Below are 24,207 nucleotides of genomic sequence, written 5' to 3'. Positions count from 1 at the left end.
AATGCCACCCGAGTGTCCATTCTAAAAATCACGTCACAATCACCGTGTCGCAAGAAGCGATGAGTAATAGCGCACTACAGCCTTCAAAGAAACCTGTTCCAGGTAAAGTTTTTAAAGTTTATGCAATAACATTCAGATACGCTTTGATTGCGGCGTTTTTTTTAGCATCTGTTGCGTAATTGTTAGGTTTATCTCACCATGGCGAAAAGCTGACTCGGATTCACATCTCATCGGGAGTAAATATGATTACGCTGTGGGGCAGGAACAATTCGACTAACGTGAAGAAAGTGCTCTGGACGCTGGAGGAGCTGGATTTACCGTTCAACCAAATTATGGCTGGCATGGCGTTCGGGGTGAATAAAGACGCCGACTATCTGGCGATGAACCCAAACGGGCTGGTGCCGTTGCTGCGCGATGACGAGACAGACGCCACGCTGTGGGAGTCCAATACCATTGTGCGTTATCTTGCCGCGCAGTACGGCCAGGGTCGCCTGTGGGTTGAAAATCCGGCCCAGCGCGCGCAGGGCGAAAAATGGATGGACTGGGCAAACCAGACGCTTTCCCCCACGCACCGCGTGATCCTGATGGGGCTTATCCGTACGCCGGAAGCCGATCGTGATTATCCCGCCATTCATGCCGCCCAGGATGCGTGTGAGTCGCTGTTTGCGATGATGGACGACGAACTGGCGAAGCATACCTGGTTCTCCGGCGACACGTTCGGCGTGGGCGATATCGCCGTCGCCCCCTTCGTCTGGAACCTCACTAACATGGGTCTCAGCTGGACCCCGCGCCCTCACCTTGAGCGCTGGATCCAGCAGCTCAGCGAGCGCCCGGCGTATCGCAACGTGGTGATGATCCCGGTGACCTGATTACGACCCGGACGGGCTGACTTTCCAAAGCTGCCCGTCCGTCTCGTCGGTCAGCACGTACAGATAACCATCCGGCCCGACGCGCACATCGCGGATACGCTGATCTTTATCCCCAAGAATTCGCCCATCCTCCGTCACGCTATTGCCCTTCACGCTCAGCACGATGACGTCTTTCTCCTTCAGCGCGCCGATAAACAGCTTGTTTTTCCACTGCGGGAAGACGTCGCTGTTGTAGAACGCCATGCCGCTGACGGCGGGCGACACTTTCCAGACAAACAGCGGTTTTTCAGTGCCCTCAACGTGCTCGCCTTTCGCTTCCGGGATTTTCAGCCCGCTGTAATTGATCCCGTGCGTCGCCAGGGGCCAGCCGTAGTTTTTGCCCTTCTCAGGAATGTTAATCTCATCCCCACCGCGTGGTCCGTGTTCGTTGAGCCACAGCGTGTCACTCCACGGGTTCATCGCCATTCCCTGCGGGTTGCGAATGCCATAGGACCAGATTTCCGGGCGCGCTCCGGCGGTGTTCACAAACGGATTATCCGGTGGCACTTTTCCGTCCTCCGTCAGGCGCACCACCTTGCCCTGAAGCTTGTCCAGATCCTGCGCCGTCGGGCGCTGGTTGTTTTCACCCAGGCCAATAAAGAGATGGCCTTTGCCGTCGAACACCAGCCGTCCGCCAAAGTGGTTGCCGGTAGAGAGCTTCGGCATCTGTCGGAACACCACCTGGAAGCCCTCAATGCGCGACAGGTCATCGCTCAACCGCCCATAGCCCACCGCGGTACCCGCTTTGCCATCATTACCTGCCTCGGCGAAGCTGAGCCAGACCCGCCGTGATTGTGCAAAATCCGGGGCCAGCGCGACGTCCAGCAGTCCGCCCTGGCCGCTCGCCCACACTTTCGGCACGCCGACAATCGGATCGGAGAGCCCTTTCCCTGCCTGCCAGTGCTTAAGCTGCCCGTCTTTGAGCGTGATGAGCAGCCCCTTGTTATCTGGCAGAAACGCCAGCGACCAGGGGTGATCCAGTTTTGTCTGTAGCACGTCGACCTTAACCGTCTCAGGCGCTGCAAGCAGTGAAAGCGGGAATAACAAGACTGGAAGGAAAATCAGCGAGGATCGAGGCATAACGCACTCCTTTATCGACATATGGCTTAAAGATTAGCCACTGTTCCCGGGTGCGTTACCACTTTTACAAAAGCTTAATCAGAAGGGGGAGTTGCCTCCCCCGGGTTCAGTGCCGGGCAAGCGTTTCCGGCTTGTTCAGACACATGATGCAAAGCGCGAGCGTGGTCAGGCAGTTTTCAAGCTTCTCCGCGTTAACGGCAATAAAATTCGGGCAGTCGTGACGTCCGTTCATCAAACAGACCCCGGCGATGGAGAGCACCTCGGCGGCGCGGCGCAGCGCCACTAATTCGCTTTCAGCGTAGTGCGCTTTCAGGATGGGTGCTTTTTCACGCATGAAATTGCAAAGTTCAAAGAAGTTATCACGCAGATTTTCGCTTTCGCTGACTGACATATACCCTTTCGCCTTGCGGAGTTGCAGATATGCAGCCAGGTCGATTCGGGCGTTGATCAGCTTGTTAAGCAGATCGCGTTTCAGTCTGTCAACGGACATGCTATTCCTCCTCTGTCAGCCATGTTACCTCATTAAGAATAAGGTCATTTTTTGTACAATGTAATGCCTGGGATCAATAAACGATAACTGATTAACATTCTTTACAATGTTACAACGATTGCCGGCCTCAACTGCGCCATCAAGAGTGTATAAATCCCCTGCGATACGCTGTAAAATCCCGCCCTGATAACTCCATAATTGATGAATTTTTAACCTATGAGCAATGTTACGCACCCGCCGAAAATCGGCTTTGTCTCCCTGGGCTGCCCGAAGAACCTGGTGGACTCCGAACGCATCCTGACTGAACTTCGCACTGAAGGCTATGACGTGGTGCCAAGCTACGACAACGCCGACATGGTGATCGTCAACACCTGCGGCTTTATCGACAGCGCGGTTCAGGAATCCCTGGAAGCCATTGGTGAAGCCCTGACGGAAAACGGCAAAGTGATTGTGACCGGCTGCCTGGGCGCAAAAGAAGACCAGATCCGTGAAGTGCACCCGAAGGTGCTGGAGATCACCGGTCCACACAGCTACGAGCAGGTGCTGGAACATGTTCATCACTACGTCCCCAAACCAAAGCACAACCCGTTCCTGAGCCTGGTGCCGGAACAGGGCGTGAAGCTGACGCCGCGCCACTACGCCTACCTGAAAATTTCCGAAGGCTGCAACCATCGCTGCACCTTCTGCATCATCCCGTCGATGCGTGGCGATCTGGTGAGCCGTCCGATTGGCGAGGTGCTGGCAGAAGCCAAACGCCTGGCCGACGCGGGCGTGAAGGAGCTGCTGGTCATCTCCCAGGACACCTCCGCCTACGGCGTGGACGTTAAACACCGTTCCGGTTTCCACAACGGTGAGCCAGTGAAAACCAGCATGGTCGGCCTGTGCGAGCAGCTGGCTAAGCTCGGGATCTGGACGCGTCTGCACTACGTCTACCCGTACCCGCACGTTGACGATGTGATCCCGCTGATGGCGGAAGGCAAAATCCTGCCGTACCTGGATATCCCGCTACAGCATGCCAGCCCGCGCATTCTGAAGCTGATGAAACGCCCTGGCTCCGTTGACCGCCAGCTGGCGCGCATCAAGCAGTGGCGTGAAATCTGTCCGGATCTGACCCTGCGCTCCACCTTTATTGTCGGCTTCCCGGGTGAAACCGAAGAAGATTTCCAGATGCTGCTCGACTTCCTGAAAGAGGCGCGTCTGGATCGCGTCGGCTGCTTCAAGTACAGCCCGGTTGAAGGCGCAACGGCCAACGAGCTGGCGGACCAGGTACCGGAAGAGGTAAAAGAGGAGCGCTGGAACCGCTTTATGCAGCTGCAACAGCAGATCTCTGCTGAACGCTTGCAGGAGAAAGTGGGCCGCGAAATTCTGGTGATTATCGACGAAGTGGACGAAGAAGGCGCGATTGGCCGCAGCATGGCGGATGCGCCTGAAATCGACGGCGCGGTGTACCTGAACGGCGAAACCAACGTCAAGCCGGGCGATATTATTCGCGTGAAGATCGAAAACGCCGACGAGTATGATTTGTGGGGCAGCCGGGTTTAATCTCCCCACGCCTCTGTTCCAGGCCGGGTAAGGCGTCGCCGCCACCCGGCACATTCCACAGCACTACCCTTTTATCCGCGGATCCAGCGCGTCGCGCAGCCCATCCCCCAGTAAATTAAACGCCAGCACGGTCAGGAAAATCGCCAGGCTCGGGAAGATCGCCACGTGTGGCGCAATCACCATATCCGCCCGCGCCTCGTTCAGCATCGCGCCCCACTCCGGCGTCGGCGGCTGTGCGCCTAACCCCAGAAACGACAGGCTGGCCGCCGAGATAATCGACACGCCTATGCGCATGGTGAAATAGACCACGATAGACGAGACCGTTCCCGGCAGAATATGGCTGAACAGGATGGTGGCATCGCTGGCTCCCATGCTGCGCGCCGACTCGATAAATGTCTGCTGCTTCAGCACCAGCGTGTTGCCACGTACCAGACGCGCGAAAGCGGGAATCGAGAATACCGCCACGGCGATGATGACGTTCGCCATGCCGCTGCCCATCACCGCCACCACGGCAATCGCCAGCAGAATACCAGGAAAGGCAAACAGCACATCGCAGATACGCATGATGATGCGGTCCCACCAGCCTTCGTAGTACCCGGCCACCAGCCCCAACACGGTGCCAATTGCTGCGCCCATCAGCACCGCAAAGACCCCGGCCGCCAGCGAGATCTGCGCCCCTACCAGCACGCGGCTGAAAATATCGCGCCCGAGCGAGTCCACGCCAAACCAGTGCATCATCGACGGTCCATCGTTCAGCCGGTCGTAATCGAAGTAGTTTTCCGCATCAAACGGGGCTAACCAGGGGGCGATAATCGCCACCAGGATCAGCAGTAACACAAACAACCCGGCGACCATAGCGACGGGCTGACGACGGAATCGACGCCAGAACTCAATCCACGGGGTGCGAATATGGTCCGGCCTGATCCCCGGCATAGCGTTTAAAATGGCCTGGCGACGCCAGTTCAGTAATCGCATCTTACTTATACCTGATGGCCGGGTTAATGGCGGCGTACAGCACATCCACCACTAAGTTGATAAGAATAAACTCCAGCGAGAAAAGCAGGACTTCAGCCTGAATGACCGGATAGTCACGCATATCGACCGAGTCGACCAGCAGGCGCCCCAGCCCCGGCCAGTTGAAGACCTTCTCAACCACAATAGAGCCGCCCAGCAGGAAGCCGAACTGTAGCCCCATCATCGTGACTACCGGTATCATCGCATTACGAAAACCATGCTTCAGAATGACCCATTTCTCACTCACCCCTTTTGCCCGCGCGGTGCGAATGTAATCTTCGCTCAGCACGTCGACAAACGAGGCGCGGGTAAACCGGGCCATCACCGCCGCAACGGCCGCGCCAAGCGTCATAGAGGGAAGAATGTAGTGCTTCCAGGTGTCGGCCCCGACGGTCGGCAACCAGCCCAGCTCAACGGAGAAAATCTGCATCAGTAGCATGCCCAGCGCAAACGCCGGGAAAGAGATGCCGGTGACCGCCAGCGCCATACCGAGCTTATCCGGCCAGCGGTTGCGCCAGACGGCGGCGACAATCCCCGCGCCCAGGCCAAACACAACCGCCCAGCTCATACTGGCAATCGTTAACCAGAAGGTAGGCATAAAGCGGCTGGCAATCTCCTCCGACACCGGACGACGCGACACCATTGAGATGCCGAAATCGCCCTGAAGGACATTGCCAATGTAACGCAGAAATTGCCTGTACAGCGGCTGGTCAAGACCGAGCTGTTTACGCACCAGTTCAATAACCGTCGCATCCGCTTCCGGTCCGGCAATCAAACGCGCCGGATCGCCGGGCAGCATATGGACAAACAAAAACACCAGCACGGCCACAATCAGCAGCGTCGGGATAAGCCCCAGCAGGCGTTTACACACATAATTCAGCATGAGTTTTATTTTAAATCCGCGTCATCAAAGCTAAAGCCCGTATCCGGCATGATGTAAAAACCGGTCAGCGCTTTGTTGTGGGCTGAGACCAGTTTTTCCACCACCAGCGGCACCCACGGCGACTCTTTCCAGATAATGTCCTGCGCCTCTTTGTACAGGCGCGCTTTCTCTTCCGGTTTGGTGGTTTTCAGGGCATCGGCCAGATCTTTATCCACCTGCGGATTACTGTAGAACGCGGTATTGAACAGCGTTGGCGGCCAGTTCTGGGAAGCGAACAGCGGCGACAGGGACCAGTCCGCTTCGCCGGTTGAAGCCGTCCAGCCGGTGTAGAACATCCGCACGCCGCTCTCTTTCTGCCCTTTGCCTTCTACTTCCGCCGCTCGCTGTCCGGCATCCATCGCCGTGACCCTGGCTTTAATGCCCACCTGCGCCAGCTGCTGCTGGGTAAATTGCAGCACCTTCTGCGCGGTACTGTGGTTATGAGACGACCACAGCGTGGTGCTAAAGCCGTTCGGATAGCCCGCCTCTTTCAGCAGCTCCCGCGCTTTCGCCGGATCGTACGGCCATGGCTGGTAGCTCTGCGCATACTCGATGGCTGGCGGCATCACGCCCGTCGCGGGAGTGGCGTAACCGGCAAAGGCCACCTTCACCAGCGCCTGACGGTTAATGGCGTAGTTGATGGCTTCGCGCACCTTCGGGTTATCGAACGGTTTCTGCGTGACGTTCATGCTGATGTAGCGCTGCATAATCGACGGGCTGGCCACCAGCTCCAGCTTGCTGTTTTTCGCCAGCAGCGCCGCCTGTTCGTAAGGGATCGGGAAGGCAAACTGCGCTTCGCCGGTTTGCAACATCGCGGCACGGGTATTGTTGTCCACGACAGGACGCCAGGTGATTGTATCCAGCTTCGGCAGCCCCTGCTGCCAGTATCCGGCGAATTTTTTCACCTTCACAAAATCGGTCTGGTTCCAGGTAAGCAGTTCGTACGGCCCGGTTCCCACCGGGTGGAAGCCAATCTCTTTGCCGTATTTTTTCAGGGCGGCGGGCGAAATCATCGCCGTCGCGGGATGCGCCAGAATATTGATAAACGCCGAGAACGGCTCTTTCAGGACGATCTTCACCGTCGCCGGGTCAACCGCCTCGGTGCTGGCGATATTTTTATACAGGTTGTAGCGCTTAAGGCCGTTCTCCGGATTGCTGGCACGGTCCAGGTTGATCTTAACCGCCTCGGCGTTGAAGTCGGTGCCGTCCTGGAACTTCACGCCGGTACGGAGCTTAACGGTATAGACCAGCCCATCGTCCGACACGGTATAGCCTTCCGCCAGCACGTTTTTCAGCTTCATCTCGCGGTCCAGGCCGAACAGCCCCTGGTAGAAAGATTTTGCCACCGCCTGAGAAAGGGTGTCGTTAGCATCATACGGATCCAGCGTCGTGAAGTTAGACCCCACAGCCACCACCACATCTTTCGCCGCGAACGCGGGGGCGGCGGCCAGCGCAGCCGTCACGCTCGCGGCAAGCAGCCATTGACGAGCAACAAAAGGAACCATTGTGTTCTCCTGCCTGTTGTAAGTTATAACCGCGAGAATGCATTGCCCTGACGCGGTGGTGCGACAAAATGACCGGGACCCACCTCACGCAGCGCCACGCGCTCAAGGGTTTCGCCCCGTTTACGAATATTGCTCGGCATTTCGTCCTGCAACAGCACGCGCTGGGCGTGACGATGCTCAGGATCGGCAACCGGTACGGCGGCCATCAGCTTGCGGGTGTACGGGTGCTGCGGGTTTTCAAACACCGCCCGACGGGGGCCGATTTCAACTATTTGCCCCATGTACATCACCGCCACGCGATGGCTGATCCGCTCCACCACCGCCATATCGTGGGAGATAAACAGAAACGCAATGCCTAAATCCCGCTGTAAATCGAGCAGGAGATTGATGATTTGCGCGCGGATGGAGACATCCAGCGCTGACACGGACTCATCCGCAATCACCACCTTCGGATTCAGGGCTAATGCCCGGGCTATGCAGATACGCTGTCGCTGACCGCCAGAAAATTCGTGCGGATAACGCCAGGCATGCTCCGGCTTCAGGCCCACGCGCTCCAGCAGCCACGCGACGCGGCGCTGCGCGTCTTCACCGTCGAGCAGGTTATGCACCCGCAGCGGCTCCATAATCGAGTACCCCACCGTATGGCGCGGATCGAGCGACGCATAAGGATCCTGGAATATAAACTGAATATCCCGGCGTACCGCCTGCAATTTACTGTTAGGTAGCGTGTCGATGCGCTCACCGTTGAAGGTGATGCTCCCCTCCTGCGACGCCACCAGCCTGAGCAGCGCCCGTCCGGTGGTGGATTTACCGCAGCCGGACTCCCCCACCAGCGCCAGCGTTTCGCCCGGCCAGAGATCAAAACTGACGTTTTCAACCGCATGCACTTCGCGCTTCACGCGATTGAGGATCCCGCTACGCAGCGGGAAACGGGTCACCAGGTCACGCACTTCGAGGATTGGCCTGCCGGGAACCACCGTATCCTGCTCGGTTTCGTCTTCCTGCTTACCCTGTTCGGTCTGTGAGATCAGCGGAAAACGGCGCGGAAAATCACTGCCATTCATGGCCCCCAGACGCGGGACCGCCGCCAGCAGCGCTTTGGTATAAGAATGCACCGGCGCATGAAAGACCTGCTCCACCGTGCCGGTTTCCACGGCATTGCCCTGATGCATAACCAGCACCCGATCGGCAATGTCCGCCACCACCCCCATATCGTGGGTGATGAAAATCACCCCCATCTCCATCTCCTGCTGCAACACCTTAATCAGTTGCAGGATCTGGGCCTGAATGGTGACATCCAGCGCCGTGGTGGGTTCGTCCGCAATGAGTACCGCCGGACGGCACGACAGCGCCATCGCAATCATCACCCGCTGGCGCATGCCGCCGGAAAGCTGATGCGGGTAGCGGGACAAAATCGCGTGCGCCTCAGGGATACGCACCAGCTCCAGCATCCGTTTTGCTTCGTTGAGCGCCTCATCACCGCTCAGTCCCTGATGCAGGCGGATAGATTCGGCAATCTGCTCGCCCACCGGGAAAACCGGGTTCAGGGAGGTCATCGGCTCCTGAAAAATCATCGCAATATCTGCCCCGCGCACACCCTGCATCCGGGACGCGCTCAGCTCGTTGAGATCGATAACCTGACGGTTGCGACGGCGCAACAGCATCCGCTCGCTGGTGACCTGCCCGCCCGTCTGCTCAAGCAGACGCATCAGCGCCAGCGCGGTAACGGATTTACCGGAACCTGATTCGCCAACAATCGCCAGCGTCTCGCCGCGCCTGAGCGAAAACGATAAATTCTGTACTGCGGGGATGAACTGCCGCTCTTCCTGAAACGCAATATTCAGTTGGTGGACAGCCAGCACTTCGCAGTTGTCCAGCTCTTCACGGTGCGGCACGCAATGCCCCCTTATTCACGATAAATGCCTGTGCTGGGCGCATCGCCGGCATACCCCCACGCCCGGTACATCCCTTCACTGTTGAACGGCAGAGCCACGTTGCCCTCCCGATCCACCGCAATTAAGCCGCCAATCCCGCCCAGCGCCGGCAGCTTCTCCATCACTACCCGCTCGCAGGCTTCACTCAGGCTTAATCCGCCGTAATCCATTAGTGCGGTAATGTCGTAGGCCGCCAGCGCGCGGATAAACACTTCGCCGGTGCCGGTGCATGACACCGCCGCGGTGGCGTTATTGGCGTAACACCCGGCCCCCGGCAGCGGGCTGTCGCCGACGCGACCGGGAAGTTTGTTGGTCATGCCGCCTGTCGACGTCGCGGCGGCGAGGTTACCGGCTTTATCCAGCGCCACCGCGCCTACCGTGCCCATTTTGCTGCGTTCATCGAGCGGCGCGGCATGGTCCAGCTGCGTCATCCCCGCTGTACGGGCCTCCAGCAGTTGCCGGTAACGCTCCTCGGTGGAAAAAAGCTCGGGCGAGACCGTGTCCATACCGTGCTCGACGGCAAATTTTTCCGCCCCCGCCCCGGCCAGCAGCACATGCGGGCTTTGTTCCATCACCAGACGCGCGGCCAGCACCGGATTACGCAGACGACTGACGCCCGCTACCGCGCCCGCTTTCAGGGTGACGCCGTCCATCACGCAGGCATCCAGCTCGTGCGTTTCATCGCGCGTAAAGACCGAGCCAATACCGGCATTAAACAGCGGACACTCCTCCAGCAGACGCACCGCTTCGGTCACCACGTCCAGCGCGCTGTCGCCCGCTTCCAGCATCCGCTGGCCTGTTTCCACAATGGCGTTCAGCGCATCGATATAACGCTTCTCCTGCTCGGGACTGAGCTGTGCACGGGTGATTGCCCCGGCACCGCCATGAATTGCGATAACCGCTTTACTCATTTCGCATCACCCATCAGCCTGGCTGGCTGCTTTTTCTATAAATATCATTATCGTCGACGAATCTTCAGATGATTTTTGAATATAGAAAGACGCAACTGTGATGTAAAGCGTACACCCATCGGGTCATACAGTTAGCCGCACTTTTCTGCCATAATGAGCGCTTTCGTTGTTACTCCGCAGGAGCCCACCATGGATTTTACCGCCGGACTGATGCCGCTTGAGACGGCACTCTCGCAGATGCTTGATCGTATTACTCCCCTGCACGACGTTGAGACGCTGCCGCTTGTGCGCTGTTTTGGCCGTATTGCCGCGCGCGATATCGTCTCGCCGCTGAACGTGCCGGGGTTCGATAACGCGGCGATGGACGGCTATGCCGTACGTCTGGCGGATCTGCAAACGGGTCAGCCGCTGCCGGTGGCAGGTAAAGCGTTTGCCGGGCAGCCGTTCAACGGTGAGTGGCCAGCGGGCACCTGCGTGCGTATTATGACCGGCGCGCCGGTGCCAAAGGGCTGTGAAGCCGTGGTGATGCAGGAAGAGACCGAACAAACGGACGACGGCGTGCGCTTTACCGCCAGCGTCAAAGCGGGACAAAATATCCGCCACATCGGGGAAGATATTACCCTGGGCGCAACGGTCTTTGCCGCCGGGCAAAAGCTGACGGTCGCCGAACTGCCGGTGCTGGCATCGCTTGGCATCGCGGAGATTGACGTGGTCCGCAAAGTGCGCGTGGCGGTGTTCTCCACGGGAGACGAGCTACAGCTTCCGGGTCAGCCGCTGAACGAGGGGCAGATTTACGACACCAACCGTCTGGCGGTGCACCTGATGCTTGAGCAGCTGGGCTGCGAGGTGATTAACCTCGGTATCATTCCTGACGATCCGCAAAAACTGCGCGCGGCGTTTATCGACGCTGACGCCTCTGCCGACGTGGTGATCAGCTCCGGCGGCGTTTCGGTTGGCGAAGCGGATTACACCAAAACCTTGCTTGAAGAGCTGGGTGAAATCGCCTTCTGGAAGCTGGCGATTAAGCCGGGCAAACCGTTCGCGTTTGGTAAACTTCCGCACAGCTGGTTCTGTGGCCTGCCGGGTAACCCGGTCTCTGCCGCGCTGACCTTCTACCAGCTGGTGATCCCGCTGCTGGCGAAGCTTTCAGGCAACAATGCCAGCCCGCTGCCGGAACGTCTGCGCGTGCGGGCGGCAACGCGCCTCAAAAAATCACCGGGCCGTCTCGATTTCCAGCGCGGCATTCTGGCGCGCAACGCCGACGGCGAGCTGGAGGTGAGCACCACCGGGCATCAGGGTTCGCACATCTTTAGCTCCTTCAGCCAGGGTAACTGCTTTATCGTGCTGGAGCGCGATCGCGGCCACGTTGAGGCGGGCGAATGGGTTGAAGTGGAACGCTTTAACCACCTGTTCGGAGGCTGACATGACGATGGAACTGAGCGACCCGGAGATGATGCGCTATAACCGCCAGATCGTGCTGCGCGGATTTGATTTCGAGGGTCAGGAGGCGCTCAAGGCGGCCAGCGTGCTGGTTGTTGGTCTTGGCGGGCTGGGCTGCGCGGCAGCGCAATACCTGGCTGCGGCGGGCGTCGGCAGCATGACGCTGCTGGATTTCGACACCGTGTCGGTGTCCAACCTGCAACGCCAGACGCTGCACAGCGACGCGACGGTCGGTCAGCCTAAAGTGGAATCAGCACGCACGGCGCTGGCGCGCATTAACCCCAACGTTCAGTTCACCCTGATTGACGCGATGCTGGATGACGACGCGCTGTTTGCGCAGATTGCACGGCATGACCTGGTGCTGGACTGCACCGATAACGTCGCCATTCGCAACCAGCTCAATGCGGGCTGCTTTGCCCATAAAACGCCGCTGATTTCCGGCGCGGCCATCCGCATGGAGGGGCAAATCACCGTCTTCACCTACGCTGAAGGAGAGCCCTGCTACCGCTGCCTGAGCCGTCTGTTTGGCGAGAATGCCCTCACCTGCGTCGAGGCGGGCGTAATGGCGCCGCTGGTTGGCGTTATCGGTTCCTTGCAGGCCATGGAGGCGATCAAAGTGCTGGCGCACTATGGCACGCCCGCCGCGGGTAAAATCGTGATGTATGACGCGATGACCTGCCAGTTTCGCGAGATGAAGCTAATGCGTAATCCCGGGTGTGAGGTGTGCGGAGGTTAAAGCAAACGGCAACCTTCAGGTTGCCGTTTTAGTGTTTGCTCCCTCTCCCTGTGGGAGAGGGTTGGGGTGAGGGCATCAGGCCACACCCATCAAATAGATGTCCGCCCAAACGCCCCCTGCCAGTCCTGCTCAAACTTCACAATCGCTGCGTCTACCGCCGGAGAGGTAATAAACTGCTGCGCCACGTCCAGCGGCAGCGTGATGGACTCGCACCCTGCCAGCAGGCAGTCCAGCGCCTGGCGCGGGGTTTTAAAGCTCGCGGCCAGCACCTTTGACTGCGGCGCGTGCAGGGTCAGCAACTGTTGCAGTTCGACCACCGTCTGGATCCCGTCCCCGCCCTGCGCGTCCACGCGGTTCACGTAAGGGGCCACATACTCCGCCCCCGCCAGCGCGGACAACATCCCCTGCGCGGCACCGTACACCGCCGTACCCAGCGTCGGGATCCCTTCCGCTTTCAGCATCTTGATCGCCGCCAGCCCTTCAGCGGTCACGGGCACTTTCACCACCAGGTCATTGATTATCGCGCGCAGCTTACGTGCGTCTTCCACCATCCCCTCGGCAGTCTTCGCCATCACCTGAGCGAACAGCCGGCCCTTGCCGCCCAGCGCGTCGTGCAGCGCGGGCAGCAGCTCTTCCAGGGGGGTTTTACCCGCCGCCACAATGCTTGGGTTAGTGGTCACGCCCGCCAGCGGGAAGATACGCGCCAGCTTTTTGACTGCCGCAACGTCAGATGTGTCGAGATAAAGTTCCATGATGTCACCCTCAAATTTAGCCTGCACTTACCCTATCACAGCAAAACCTGCTCAGGAATTGACCCATATCAAGATAACTTTCATTCGAAAGTAATTTAATCTTCATATGTAATACGAGGGCAAAAAAATGATCTTCAATATACAGCGTTACTCCACCCACGACGGCCCAGGTATTCGAACCGTGGTATTCCTGAAAGGCTGCTCGCTGGGCTGTCGCTGGTGTCAGAACCCGGAAAGCCGCTCCCGCAGCCGGGACGTGCTGTTTGATGCGCGTCTGTGCCTGGACGGCTGCGACCTGTGCCAGCAGGCGGCACCGGGCTGCATCGAACGCGCGCTGAATGGCCTGGTCATCCACCGCGAAAAGCTGAGTGAAGAGACGCTTGATGCCCTCACCGACTGCTGCCCGACGCAGGCGCTGACCGTTTGCGGCGAAGAACAGCAGGTCGAAGAGATCATGGCGACCGTATTGCGCGATAAACCCTTCTACGACCGCAGCGGCGGCGGGATCACCCTTTCCGGCGGCGAGCCGTTTATGAATCCGGAGCTGGCGCACGCGCTGTTTAAAGCCAGCCACGACCAGGGTATCCACACCGCCGTCGAAACCTGCCTTCACGTGCCGTGGCACTATATTGAGCCGTCATTACCGTACGTCGATCTGTTCCTCGCCGACCTGAAGCATGTCGACGGAGACGTTTTCAAGCAGTGGACGGACGGTTCGGCTAAGCGCATCCTGGACAACCTGAAACGCCTGGCCGCCGCCGGGAAAACGATCACCATCCGCGTGCCGCTGATCCAGGGCTTCAACGCGGATGAAGCCTCCATCACCGCCATTACCAACTTCGCTGCCGATGAACTCGGCGTCCACGATATTCATTTTCTGCCGTATCACACGCTGGGCATGAACAAATACACCCTGCTCGGCCAACCCTACTCTGCCCCTGACAAACCGCTGGATAACCCTGCCCTGCTGGACTTCGCACAGCAGTATGCCTGCCAGAAAGGGTTAACCGCGACCTTACGAGGATAAACTTATGACCACCCTGAATCTCAACACCCTCAGCGAGCGCATCAAGGCGCACAAAACGGCTCTGGTGCATATCGTTAAGCCGCCGGTCTGTACCGAACGCGCGCAGCACTATACCGAAATGTATCAGCAGCATCTGGACAAGCCGATCCCGGTGCGCCGCGCCCTGGCGCTGGCGCATCACCTGGCCAAGCGTACCATCTGGATCAAGCACGACGAGCTGATCATCGGTAACCAGGCCAGCGAAGTGCGTGCCGCGCCGATCTTCCCGGAATATACCGTCTCCTGGATTGAGAAAGAGATTGACGATCTGGCGAACCGTCCGGGCGCGGGCTTTGCGGTGAGCGAAGAGAACAAGCGCGTGCTGCATGCGATCTGCCCGTGGTGGCGCGGCCAGACGGTGCAGGATCGCTGCTACGGCATGTTCACCGACGAGCAGAAAGGCCTGCTGGAAACCGGCATCATCAAAGCCGAAGGCAACATGACCTCCGGCGACGCGCACCTGGCGGTGAACTTCCCGCTGGTGCTGGAGAAAGGTCTCGACGGCCTGCGCGCCAAAGTGGCCGAGCGCCGCTCACGCATCAACCTGACGGTGCTGGAAGACCTGCACGGCGATCAGTTCCTGAAGGCGATCGATATCGTGCTGGAAGCGGTGAGCCTGCACATCAAACGCTTTGCCGAACTGGCGCGTGAAATGGCCTCCACCGAAACCCGCGTAAGCCGCCGCGACGAGCTGCTGGCGATGGCAGAAAACTGCGACGTGATTGCTCACGAGCCGCCAAAAACCTTCTGGCAGGCGCTACAGCTGTGCTACTTCATTCAGCTAATCCTGCAAATTGAGTCCAACGGCCACTCCGTTTCCTTCGCCCGTATGGACCAGTACCTTTACCCGTACTATCGCCGCGACGTGGAGCTGGACCAGAGCCTGGATCGCGAGCACGCCATCGAGCTGCTGCACAGCTGCTGGCTGAAGCTGCTGGAGGTGAACAAAATCCGCTCCGGCTCGCACTCCAAAGCCTCTGCGGGCAGCCCGCTGTATCAGAACGTCACCATCGGCGGCCAGAAGCTGGTCAACGGCGAGCCAATGGACGCGGTCAACCCGCTCTCCTACGCGATCCTCGAATCCTGCGGCCGTCTGCGCTCCACCCAGCCAAACCTGAGCGTGCGCTACCACGCGGGCATGAGCAACGACTTCCTCGACGCCTGCGTGCAGGTGATCCGCTGCGGTTTCGGCATGCCGGCCTTTAACAACGACGAAATCGTCATTCCGGAATTCATCAAGCTCGGCGTTGAACGCGACGACGCCTACGACTACGCGGCCATTGGCTGTATCGAAACCGCGGTGGGCGGCAAATGGGGCTACCGCTGCACAGGCATGAGCTTTATTAACTTCGCCCGCGTGATGCTGGCCGCGCTGGAAGGCGGCCGCGACGCCACCAGCGGCAAGGTGTTCCTGCCGCAGGAGAAAGCCCTCTCTGCCGGTAACTTCGATAACTTCGAGGAGGTGATGGCGGCGTGGGACACCCAGATCCGCTACTACACCCGCAAATCTATCGAAATTGAGTACGTGGTAGACACTATGCAGGAGGAGAACGTCCACGATATTCTCTGCTCGGCGCTGGTTGACGACTGCATCGAGCGCGCGAAAAGCATTAAGCAAGGCGGCGCGAAGTATGACTGGGTTTCCGGCCTACAGGTGGGGATCGCCAACCTCGGCAACAGCCTGGCGGCGGTGAAGAAGCTGGTGTTTGACCAGGGCGTCATCGGTCAGCAACAGCTGGCGGCGGCGCTGGCGGATGACTTCGAGGGGCTAACCCACGAGCAGCTGCGCCAGCGCCTGATCAACGGCGCGCCGAAGTACGGCAACGACGACGACAGCGTGGACCTGCTGCTGACCCGCGCCTACGAAACCTACATTGAAGAGCTGAAGCAGTATCACAACCCACGCTACGGCCGCGGCCCGATTGGGGGTAACTACTACGCGGGCACGTCGTCTATCTCAGCAAACGTGCCGTTTGGCGCAGCGACCATGGCGACGCCGGACGGGCGTAAGGCGCATACCCCTCTGGCGGAAGGGGCCAGCCCGGCTTCCGGTACCGACCACCTCGGGCCGACGGCGGTGATTGGCTCCGTGGGTAAACTGCCGACGGAAGCGATTCTTGGCGGCGTGCTGCTTAACCAGAAGCTGAACCCGTCGACGCTGGAAAACGACAGCGATCGCCAGAAGCTGATGGTGCTGCTGCGCACCTTCTTCGAGGTGCATAAGGGCTGGCATATTCAGTACAACATCGTCTCGCGCGAAACGCTGCTGGAAGCGAAGAAACACCCGGACCAGTACCGCGACCTGGTAGTGCGCGTCGCGGGCTACTCGGCGTTCTTCACCGCCCTGTCACCGGATGCGCAGGACGATATTATCGCCCGTACTGAGCATACGCTGTAATAGTGTATCCCCTCTCCCTTGAGGGAGAGGGAGAAAACACTAAAAACGGCAACCTCGGTTGCCGTTTTGCTTTTACTTTCGAATGAAATTAAATTTGTGCTCCCCGTCACCTTGTTATTAGAATGTTTCAAAACGCAGTGACCCAGGAGCATAGTATGACCGTAAAAGTTATCGTCACCGATATGGACGGAACTTTCCTTGATGATGCCAAGCAGTACGATCGTGACCGCTTCCAGGCACAGTTTAAACAGCTTAAAGCCCGCAACATTGAATTTGTTGTCGCCAGCGGCAACCAGTATTACCAGCTCATCTCGTTTTTCCCGGAACTGAAGGATCAAATCTCCTTCGTGGCGGAAAACGGCGCGCTGGTCTTCGATCACGGCGAACAGATTTTCCACGGCGAACTGACCCGCCATGAGTCGCAGATCGTGATTGGCGAACTGCTGAAAGACAAAGGGCTGAACTTCGTGGCCTGCGGGCTGGAGAGCGCCTACGTCAGCGATAAAGCGCCGGACGCGTTCGTGGCGCTAATGTCAAAGCACTACCACCGCTTAAAGCGCATCAGCGATTACCGCGACATTGACGACGTGCTGTTTAAGTTCTCCCTGAACCTGCCGGACAGCGATATTCCTAATCTGGTGGATAAACTCCACGTCTCCCTGGACGGCATCATGAAGCCGGTCACCAGCGGCTTTGGCTTTGTCGATTTAATTATCCCCGGCCTGCACAAAGCCAACGGCATCAGCCGCCTGCTGAAGCGCTGGAAAATCTCTCCGCAAGAGTGCGTGGCCATTGGCGACAGCGGCAACGATGCCGAGATGCTGAAGCTGGTGAAATATTCCTTTGCGATGGGCAACGCGGCGGAAAGCATCAAAGAAATCAGCCGCTACAGCACTGACGACAACAACCATCAGGGCGCGCTGAACGTCATTCAGGCCGTGCTCGACAACCACGCTCCTTTCGACGTCTGATCCTTTCCTCGCCGGAGTCCTGCTCCGGCACCCTCACTCATTTTCCCGTCCTGTGGCGCAGGTCAAGTTTTTAAACTTGCATTAACTTATTTTTAACTTAAAGTATCGCTTGTAGACACTTTTACTTTCGAATGAAAGATGCGAGGCAGTTATGACCTTTACCAGTGAAACCTTGCCGGCGGATCACAAAGCGGCAATCCGTCAGTTGAAACGTGAGTTACGCGCGCAGATCGGCGACGTGCAGGCGGTGTTCGACAAGCTCAGCGACAGCATTGCCACCCGCGTGGCGGAAATTAACGCCCTCAAAAATAAAGGTGAATCCGTCTGGCCGGTAATTCCGTTTAACGATGTGAAAAACGGCACGATTACCGACGCGCAGCGCGAGGCCGTTAAGCGCCGCGGCTGCGCGGTGATTAAAGGTCACTTCCCGCGCGAGCAGGCGCTGGCGTGGGATCAGTCGATGCTCGACTACCTCGATCTGAACAAGTTTGACGAGGTGTACAAAGGGCCAGGCGATAACTTCTTCGGCACCCTGACCGCCTCCCGTCCGGAGATTTACCCGATCTACTGGTCGCAGGCGCAAATGCAGGCGCGCCAGAGCGAAGAAATGGCGCAGGTGCAGTCGTTCCTGAACCGCTTATGGACGTTCGAGAGCAACGGCAAGCAGTGGTTCGACCCGGACGTGAGCGTGATTTACCCGGATCGTATCCGCCGCCGTCCGCCGGGAACCACCTCGAAGGGACTCGGCGCGCATACCGACTCCGGCGCGCTGGAGCGCTGGCTGCTGCCTGCCTACCAGCAGGTCTTTGCCCGCGTGTTTGACGGCAACGTTGAGAAATACGATCCGTGGAACGCCGCGCATCGTACCGAAGTGGAAGAGTATACCGTCGATAACACCACCAAATGCTCGGTGTTCCGCACCTTCCAGGGCTGGACGGCGCTGTCGGACATGATCCCCGGTCAGGGGCTGCTGCACGTGGTGCCGATCCCGGAAGCAATGGCCTATATTCTGCTGCGTCCGCTGCTGGACGACGTGCCGGAGGACGAGCTGTGCGGCGTGGCGCCGGGGCGCGTGCTGCCGGTTTCCGAGAAGTGGCACCCGCTGCTTATCGAGGCGCTGACCAGCATTCCTGCGCTGGAGGCGGGTGATTCGGTGTGGTGGCACTGCGATGTGATCCACTCCGTCGCGCCGGTGGATAACCAGCAGGGCTGGGGCAACGTGATGTATATCCCCGCCGCACCGATGTGCGAGAAAAACCTCGCCTACGCGAAGAAGGTCAAGGAAGCGCTGGAAACCGGCGCGTCGCCGGGAGACTTCCCGCGCGAGGATTATGAAAAAACCTGGCAGGACCGCTTTACCGTGAACGATCTCAACATCCACGGCAAACGCGCGCTGGGCATGGTCTAGCTGTCGTACAGCCCTTCCCGCTCCACGGCGGTGCGTCGTTTTCCCTGACGTATCCGCCGTACCGACTCCCGCACGGTCAGCGTGCCGTTCAGCAGCAATGTGCCTACCGGCGCGTCCGGGCGCATGAGCCGCTGCTGGAGCATGTGTACCGCTTCCGTTCCCAGCTCATCGCGGGGAACATGCACGGCCGTTAATGGAACATCCTGAATCGCCGCCAGGTTAAAGCCGTCGATGCTCATCACCGAGACGTCCTGCGGCACGCGCAGGCCGTGGTTTTTTAAGGCGCTGATGGTGCCCGCCGCCATAAAGTCGCCGCCAACCAGGAATGCCGTCGGCAGGTCTTTTCCCTGCTGCTGATTTAGCCAATCGCTCACCAGCTGCTCCGTCTCTCTGGCGCTGAAGCTTGGCACCACCAGCAGATCGCGCTTGTCGTTGAACGCCAGGTTGTGGGACTGCCACGCGTCGCGAATCCCCGACAGGCGCAGCTCCATGGTGTAGCGACGTAGGCACAGCACGTTCATCACCTCGCGGTGCCCCATCTCGAACAGGTACTCCGCCGCCCGCTCGCCGATGGCGCGCTGATCCGGCGCAACGGCAGGCAGACGCATGTGCCGGTCGCGGCAGTTAATCAGCATGCAGGGTTTGCCCACGTCCACCGCCAGATCGTGGATATGCGGATCGTCAATACCAAGAAGAATGGCCGCCTGCGTGTCCGGCTCGTTCATCCGCGCCAGAAACAGCTGGGCGTCGCTGTCGTTCTCCTCCAGCGCGCAGTAGCGCAACCGGACCTCGTGGGAGGCAAGTGCTTTGCTCACGCTCTGGATCACGCGGTAGTAAAAGATGTCGGACCGCTCGTCGAAAGCGCGCTGCGGGGCAAAAACCACCAGGCTGTTAAGCAGCAGACGCCCTGCCGCCATGCCGTCCATTACCCCCAGCTCGCGCGCGCACGCCAGCACCTTTGCACGCGCTTTTTCGCTGGTATTCGCTTTCCCCGCCAGCACCCGCGAAACGGTGCTGATGGAGAGCTGCGTACGGGCCGCGATTTCGGTGATTTTTAGCCTTTTGTCCATTTTGTGATCTGGCTCCATTTGCGAAATGAAAAAATTTTCATAGCGTGTGTGTCAGGCAATAACTGACGTGAATGCCATCATGCCAGAGTGTTTTCGTCGGTTATGAGAAATTTTGCACAAAATCCACTTTTGCCCACTCATTTTCTTCCTTAAGGTGAACTTGTCACACAGCTTCCATACTAGTTGTATAGCAACTTAAGCATTATAAGCGGATTGAAATCAAAGGCATAAAAATCTGTGTGACACCTGAACCTCCGTCCCCTTACCGTCCGTCTTGTGGAGAGTAAAATGAGTCAGGACATCAATAACACCATTGCGACAAGCAAAACCCGTCGCGTCATCAAGAACCTGCGCTGGTACGTGCTGGTGCTGTTTTTGCTGGGCGTCACCGTTAACTACATCACCCGAAATTCCTTAGGTATTCTCGCTCCGGAGCTGAAAGAGAGCCTCGGGATCACCACCGAGCAATACTCCTGGATCGTCGGCGCGTTTCAGATCGCCTATACCATTTTCCAGCCCCTGTGCGGCTGGCTGATTGACGTCATTGGCCTGAAGATTGGCTTTATGGTCTGCGCCGGGATCTGGGCGCTGATGTGTATTTTCCACGCGGGCGCCGGAAGCTGGCTGCACCTGGCCATACTGCGCTTCTTTATGGGGGCTTCAGAGGCCGCCGCCACCCCGGCGAACGCCAAAACCATCGGTGAATGGTTCCCGAAATCAGAGCGTCCCGTTGCTGCCGGCTGGGCAGGCGTGGGCTTCTCCATCGGCGCGATGCTGGCTCCGCCTATCATCTACTTTGCTCACGCCTCGTTCGGCTGGCAGGGGGCGTTCATGTTTACCGGCGTGCTGGCGCTGCTGTGGGTGATCCTCTGGTGGGCGTTCTACCACAACCCCGAGCAGCACCCGAACCTGAGCAAGGACGAGCTGGCGTTTATCAAGCAGGATAACGAACCAGCGCCGGTCAAATTGCCCTTCCTGACCGCGCTGAAAACCGTTTCAAAAAACAAACGTTTCTACGGTATCGCCATTCCGGCCTTTATGGCAGAACCCGCCTGGGCGGTGCTGAGCTTCTGGGTGCCGCTGTACCTCGCCAAAGAGCACGGCATGGACCTGAAGCAGATTGCGATGTTTGCCTGGCTGCCGTTCCTCGCCGCCGACCTCGGCAGCGTGGCGAGCGGCTACCTGACGCGTCTGTATACCCGCCTGTTCGGCTGCTCCCGCGTGAACTCGGTGGTGGCCAGCTCCGTCACAGGCGCGTTTCTGATGATTTCACTGGCGGTCGTCGCCGTAACCCGCGACCCGTATATCACCATCGTGCTGATCTCCATCGGCGGCTTCGGGCACCAGATTATCTCCTGCATGCTGAGCGCGCTGGTGGTGGAGTCCTTCGATAAGGGCCAAATGGCGACCGTCAACGGCATGCGCGGCTCGGCGGCGTGGATCGCCAGCTTCCTGTTCTCGCTGTTAATCGGGGTGACCGCCGACAAAATCGGCTTCAACCCGCTCTTTATCGCCATGGGGTTCTTTGACCTGATTGGCGCTTTCTTCCTGGTAGCATTTATTGCTGAACGTCGCGCCAAGCGCGCCTGATAGTGGATGTATTGCATATGAAAACCCTGAAAAACTGGACCCTTGATACGCAGTCGGCAAACCATCTGGAACTGCTGGTCGATAGCCAGCACCGCCTGTGCCTGTATGTGCTGGAAGAGAACCTGTTCCGCGTGCTGATCAAACGCAAGGGCGAGCTGGCGCTTGACCGCACCTGGAGCATCGCACCGGAAAAAGACGTGCCGTGGGAAGGTCGCCGTCGTGACGATATCAGCGGCTTCTCCTGCCCCGCCTGGACGCTGACGCAGCAGGACGATACGTTAACCGTGGCAACCGAGCAGCTGCGCGTCACCGTCCACCAGCCGCTGTGGCTGGAGTGGCACTACCGCAATGAGGCGGGCGAATGGCAGCCGCTGGTCAACGACCGCCCCACCAGCGCCTACCTGCTGAACGCTCACGGCGACGGCGTGGCGCACTACCTCAGCCGCCGCAAGGACGAGCGTTTCTACGGCCTGGGCGAGAAAGCGGGCGATCTGCAGCGCAACGGTAAACGCTACGAGATGCGCAACCTCGACGCCATGGGCTACAACGCCGCCAGCACCGACCCGCTCTACAAGCACATTCCGTTCACCCTTACTCGCCGCGACGACGTGAGCTACGGCCTGTTCTACGACAACCTGAGCAGCTGCTGGCTGGATCTGGGTAACGAGATCGATAACTACCACACCGCCTATCGCCGCTGGCAGGCGGAAGCGGGCGATATCGACTACTACATCTTTACCGGCAGGCGCGTGCTGGACGTCACCAAAGCCTTCGTGCGCCTGACGGGGAAAGCGCTGTTCGGACCGAAATGGAGCCTGGGCTACAGCGGCTCGACCATGCACTACACCGACGCGCCGGACGCGCAAAACCAGCTGATGAACTTCATTCGCCTGTGCGAGGAGCATGCCATTCCGTGCGACTCGTTCCAGCTCTCCTCCGGCTATACCTCGATTAACGGCAAGCGCTACGTTTTTAACTGGAACTACGACAAAGTGCCGCAGCCAAAGGTGATGAGCCAGGCGTTCCACGACGCGGGGCTGCGGCTTGCGGCCAACATCAAGCCGTGTCTGTTGCAGGATCATCCCCGCTACGGCGAAGTGGCGGAACGTGGCCTGTTCATTCGCGATTCAGAAACCGATGCGCCTGAACGTTCCAGCTTCTGGGATGACGAAGGATCGCATCTCGACTTCACCAACCCGCAGACGGTGCAGTGGTGGCAGAACGGCGTGACCACGCAGCTGCTGGAGATGGGCATCGACTCCACCTGGAACGACAACAACGAGTATGAAGTGTGGGACGGGGAAGCGCGCTGCTATGGCTTCGGCAAGGAGATAGCCATCAAGCATATTCGCCCGGTGATGCCGCTGCTGATGATGCGCGCCTCGCTGGAAGCGCAGCAGCGCTTTGCGCCGGAAAAGCGTCCGTATCTGATCTCCCGCTCCGGCTGCGCCGGGATGCAGCGCTACGTCCAGACCTGGAGCGGCGACAACCGCACCAACTGGGACACCCTGCGCTATAACATCCGCATGGGGCTGGGCATGAGCCTGTCCGGGCTGTTCAACGTCGGGCACGACGTCGGCGGTTTCTCCGGCGACAAGCCGGACGCCGAGCTGTTCGTGCGCTGGGTGCAGAACGGCGTGATGCACCCGCGCTTTACCATTCACTCGTGGAACGATGACCACACGGTGAACGAGCCGTGGATGTATCCGGGCGTCACGCCTGCCATCCGCGGCGCGATTGAGCTGCGCTACCGCCTGCTGCCGTATCTTTACACCCTGCTCTGGCAGGCGCACGCCGACGACGAACCGATGCTGCGCCCGACCTTCCTCGACCACGAGCACGATGCGCAAACCTTCAAAGAGTGCGACGACTTCCTGCTGGGCCGCGACCTGCTGGTCGCCAGCGTCGTCGAAGCCGGGCAGCGCGAGCGCCGCGTCTGGCTGCCGGATAACGAAACGGGCTGGTACGATTTTTACACTCACGCGTGGTATGCGGGCGGGCAATCCATCGTCCTGGATGCGCCGCTGGAAAAACTGCCGCTGCTGGTGCGCGCTGGGGCCGGTCTGCCGCTCAGCGAGCGCATCCGTCACGTGAGCGCCGATAAAGACGATACCCGTGAGCTGAAGCTGTTCCCGGTGAAAGGCGTCGGCACAACCTCGGGGCTGCTGTTTGAAGACGACGGTGAAAGCTGGGGCTACCTGAACGGCAATGCGCTGTGGGTGGAATGGGAAATGGTGTGTGATGGCGCAAGTATCAACCTGAAGGTGAACGCTCGCGGCGACTATCGTCCGGCATGGAAGGCGCTGAAGGTATCATTACCGGCGGAGGAAAAACGTACGCTGCGGGTGAATGGAGTTGAAGGGGGCGAGTGGGTGGTGTAGTGCGGCCTGTAGCCCTCACCCTAACCCTCTCCCACAGGGAGAGGGGATCAAATGTAGGCCGGGTAAGGCGAAGCCGCCACCCGGCTATT

At 59.1% G+C, this 24,207-nt stretch carries 19 protein-coding genes; 10 read left to right on the top strand and 9 right to left on the bottom strand.

Annotated elements, in window-relative coordinates:
• The first annotated feature begins 242 nt into the window (after window positions 1–242).
• The gene (locus L384_RS08535) at window positions 243–869 is read left to right on the top strand and encodes a glutathione S-transferase family protein (protein WP_003858411.1); all 627 of its coding nucleotides are present in this window, start codon (window positions 243–245) and stop codon (window positions 867–869) included.
• Here the strand turns inward: L384_RS08535 and L384_RS08540 are convergent, their stop codons facing one another.
• Window positions 870–1,988 (bottom strand): PQQ-dependent sugar dehydrogenase, encoded by a 1,119-nt coding sequence (locus L384_RS08540; RefSeq protein ID WP_022650676.1) that lies wholly within the window; start codon window positions 1,986–1,988, stop codon window positions 870–872.
• A gap of 106 nt (window positions 1,989–2,094) precedes the next feature.
• Entirely contained in the window at window positions 2,095–2,478 is a 384-nt protein-coding gene (gene bssR, locus L384_RS08545; protein ID WP_003858412.1) for a biofilm formation regulator BssR, read from the bottom strand.
• A 216-nt stretch (window positions 2,479–2,694) separates the two neighbouring features.
• Here bssR and rimO point away from each other — a divergent pair, with 216 nt between their 5' ends.
• On the top strand, window positions 2,695–4,020 hold the full coding sequence (gene rimO, locus L384_RS08550) for a 30S ribosomal protein S12 methylthiotransferase RimO (RefSeq protein WP_023324375.1): 1,326 nt from the start codon (window positions 2,695–2,697) through the stop codon (window positions 4,018–4,020).
• A 63-nt stretch (window positions 4,021–4,083) separates the two neighbouring features.
• Here the strand turns inward: rimO and gsiD are convergent, their stop codons facing one another.
• Genes gsiD through iaaA form a run of 5 tightly spaced genes read right to left on the bottom strand, consistent with a single transcriptional unit; the run spans window position 4,084 to window position 10,306 of the window.
• Complete coding sequence (gene gsiD / locus L384_RS08555; RefSeq protein ID WP_003858425.1) at window positions 4,084–4,995, bottom strand: glutathione ABC transporter permease GsiD; 912 nt, start codon at window positions 4,993–4,995, stop codon at window positions 4,084–4,086.
• 1 nt (window position 4,996) lies between these two features.
• Window positions 4,997–5,917 carry a glutathione ABC transporter permease GsiC gene (gene gsiC, locus L384_RS08560; protein WP_006809475.1) on the bottom strand — a complete coding sequence of 307 codons (921 nt, stop codon included), beginning with the start codon at window positions 5,915–5,917 and terminating at the stop codon, window positions 4,997–4,999.
• A gap of 5 nt (window positions 5,918–5,922) precedes the next feature.
• Window positions 5,923–7,461 carry a glutathione ABC transporter substrate-binding protein GsiB gene (gene gsiB / locus L384_RS08565; protein WP_023324374.1) on the bottom strand — a complete coding sequence of 513 codons (1,539 nt, stop codon included), beginning with the start codon at window positions 7,459–7,461 and terminating at the stop codon, window positions 5,923–5,925.
• A 23-nt stretch (window positions 7,462–7,484) separates the two neighbouring features.
• Window positions 7,485–9,356, bottom strand: coding sequence for a glutathione ABC transporter ATP-binding protein GsiA (gene gsiA, locus L384_RS08570; protein WP_023324373.1), 1,872 nt, complete (start codon window positions 9,354–9,356; stop codon window positions 7,485–7,487).
• An 11-nt stretch (window positions 9,357–9,367) separates the two neighbouring features.
• Window positions 9,368–10,306 (bottom strand): beta-aspartyl-peptidase, encoded by a 939-nt coding sequence (gene iaaA, locus L384_RS08575; protein WP_023315701.1) that lies wholly within the window; start codon window positions 10,304–10,306, stop codon window positions 9,368–9,370.
• Window positions 10,307–10,495: 189 nt separating this feature from the next.
• Between iaaA and moeA the strand changes: the two genes are divergently transcribed.
• Complete coding sequence (moeA, locus tag L384_RS08580) at window positions 10,496–11,728, top strand: molybdopterin molybdotransferase MoeA (RefSeq protein WP_023315700.1); 1,233 nt, start codon at window positions 10,496–10,498, stop codon at window positions 11,726–11,728.
• A 1-nt stretch (window position 11,729) separates the two neighbouring features.
• Window positions 11,730–12,482 carry a molybdopterin-synthase adenylyltransferase MoeB gene (moeB, locus tag L384_RS08585; RefSeq protein ID WP_023324372.1) on the top strand — a complete coding sequence of 251 codons (753 nt, stop codon included), beginning with the start codon at window positions 11,730–11,732 and terminating at the stop codon, window positions 12,480–12,482.
• Window positions 12,483–12,571: 89 nt separating this feature from the next.
• On the opposite strand, the gene fsa is transcribed toward moeB, so the two are convergent.
• Window positions 12,572–13,234 carry a fructose-6-phosphate aldolase gene (gene fsa, locus L384_RS08590; protein ID WP_017384896.1) on the bottom strand — a complete coding sequence of 221 codons (663 nt, stop codon included), beginning with the start codon at window positions 13,232–13,234 and terminating at the stop codon, window positions 12,572–12,574.
• 127 nt (window positions 13,235–13,361) lie between these two features.
• Here fsa and L384_RS08595 point away from each other — a divergent pair, with 127 nt between their 5' ends.
• The 4 genes from L384_RS08595 to L384_RS08610 all read left to right on the top strand — a co-directional run bounded on the left by L384_RS08595 (window position 13,362) and on the right by L384_RS08610 (window position 19,077).
• A complete protein-coding gene (locus L384_RS08595; protein ID WP_008501194.1) occupies window positions 13,362–14,261 on the top strand; it encodes a glycyl-radical enzyme activating protein in 900 nt (299 codons plus the stop codon).
• 4 nt (window positions 14,262–14,265) lie between these two features.
• Window positions 14,266–16,698 carry a formate C-acetyltransferase/glycerol dehydratase family glycyl radical enzyme gene (locus L384_RS08600; protein WP_023324371.1) on the top strand — a complete coding sequence of 811 codons (2,433 nt, stop codon included), beginning with the start codon at window positions 14,266–14,268 and terminating at the stop codon, window positions 16,696–16,698.
• A gap of 155 nt (window positions 16,699–16,853) precedes the next feature.
• On the top strand, window positions 16,854–17,669 hold the full coding sequence (locus tag L384_RS08605; RefSeq protein WP_023324370.1) for a Cof-type HAD-IIB family hydrolase: 816 nt from the start codon (window positions 16,854–16,856) through the stop codon (window positions 17,667–17,669).
• Between the two features lie 151 nt (window positions 17,670–17,820).
• Window positions 17,821–19,077: a DUF1479 domain-containing protein gene (locus L384_RS08610; protein WP_023324369.1), complete on the top strand. Its 1,257-nt coding sequence runs from the start codon at window positions 17,821–17,823 to the stop codon at window positions 19,075–19,077.
• Here L384_RS08610 and L384_RS08615 read toward each other — a convergent pair.
• Window positions 19,074–20,147, bottom strand: coding sequence for a LacI family DNA-binding transcriptional regulator (locus L384_RS08615; RefSeq protein ID WP_023324368.1), 1,074 nt, complete (start codon window positions 20,145–20,147; stop codon window positions 19,074–19,076). The two genes, L384_RS08610 and L384_RS08615, sit on opposite strands and share 4 nt — an antisense overlap.
• Window positions 20,148–20,435: 288 nt before the next feature.
• On the opposite strand from L384_RS08615, the gene L384_RS08620 reads away from it, so the two are divergent.
• Window positions 20,436–21,737 (top strand): MFS transporter, encoded by a 1,302-nt coding sequence (locus tag L384_RS08620; protein ID WP_023324367.1) that lies wholly within the window; start codon window positions 20,436–20,438, stop codon window positions 21,735–21,737.
• A 17-nt stretch (window positions 21,738–21,754) separates the two neighbouring features.
• Window positions 21,755–24,118 carry a glycoside hydrolase family 31 protein gene (locus L384_RS08625; protein ID WP_023324366.1) on the top strand — a complete coding sequence of 788 codons (2,364 nt, stop codon included), beginning with the start codon at window positions 21,755–21,757 and terminating at the stop codon, window positions 24,116–24,118.
• The last annotated feature ends 89 nt before the right edge of the window (window positions 24,119–24,207 follow it).

Source organism: Enterobacter sp. MGH 38 (genome assembly GCF_000492855.1).
GTDB classification, from domain to species: domain Bacteria; phylum Pseudomonadota; class Gammaproteobacteria; order Enterobacterales; family Enterobacteriaceae; genus Enterobacter; species Enterobacter hormaechei_C.
Note: the sequence above shows the minus strand (reverse complement) of the source record. Positions and strands in the feature narration are given on the sequence as shown.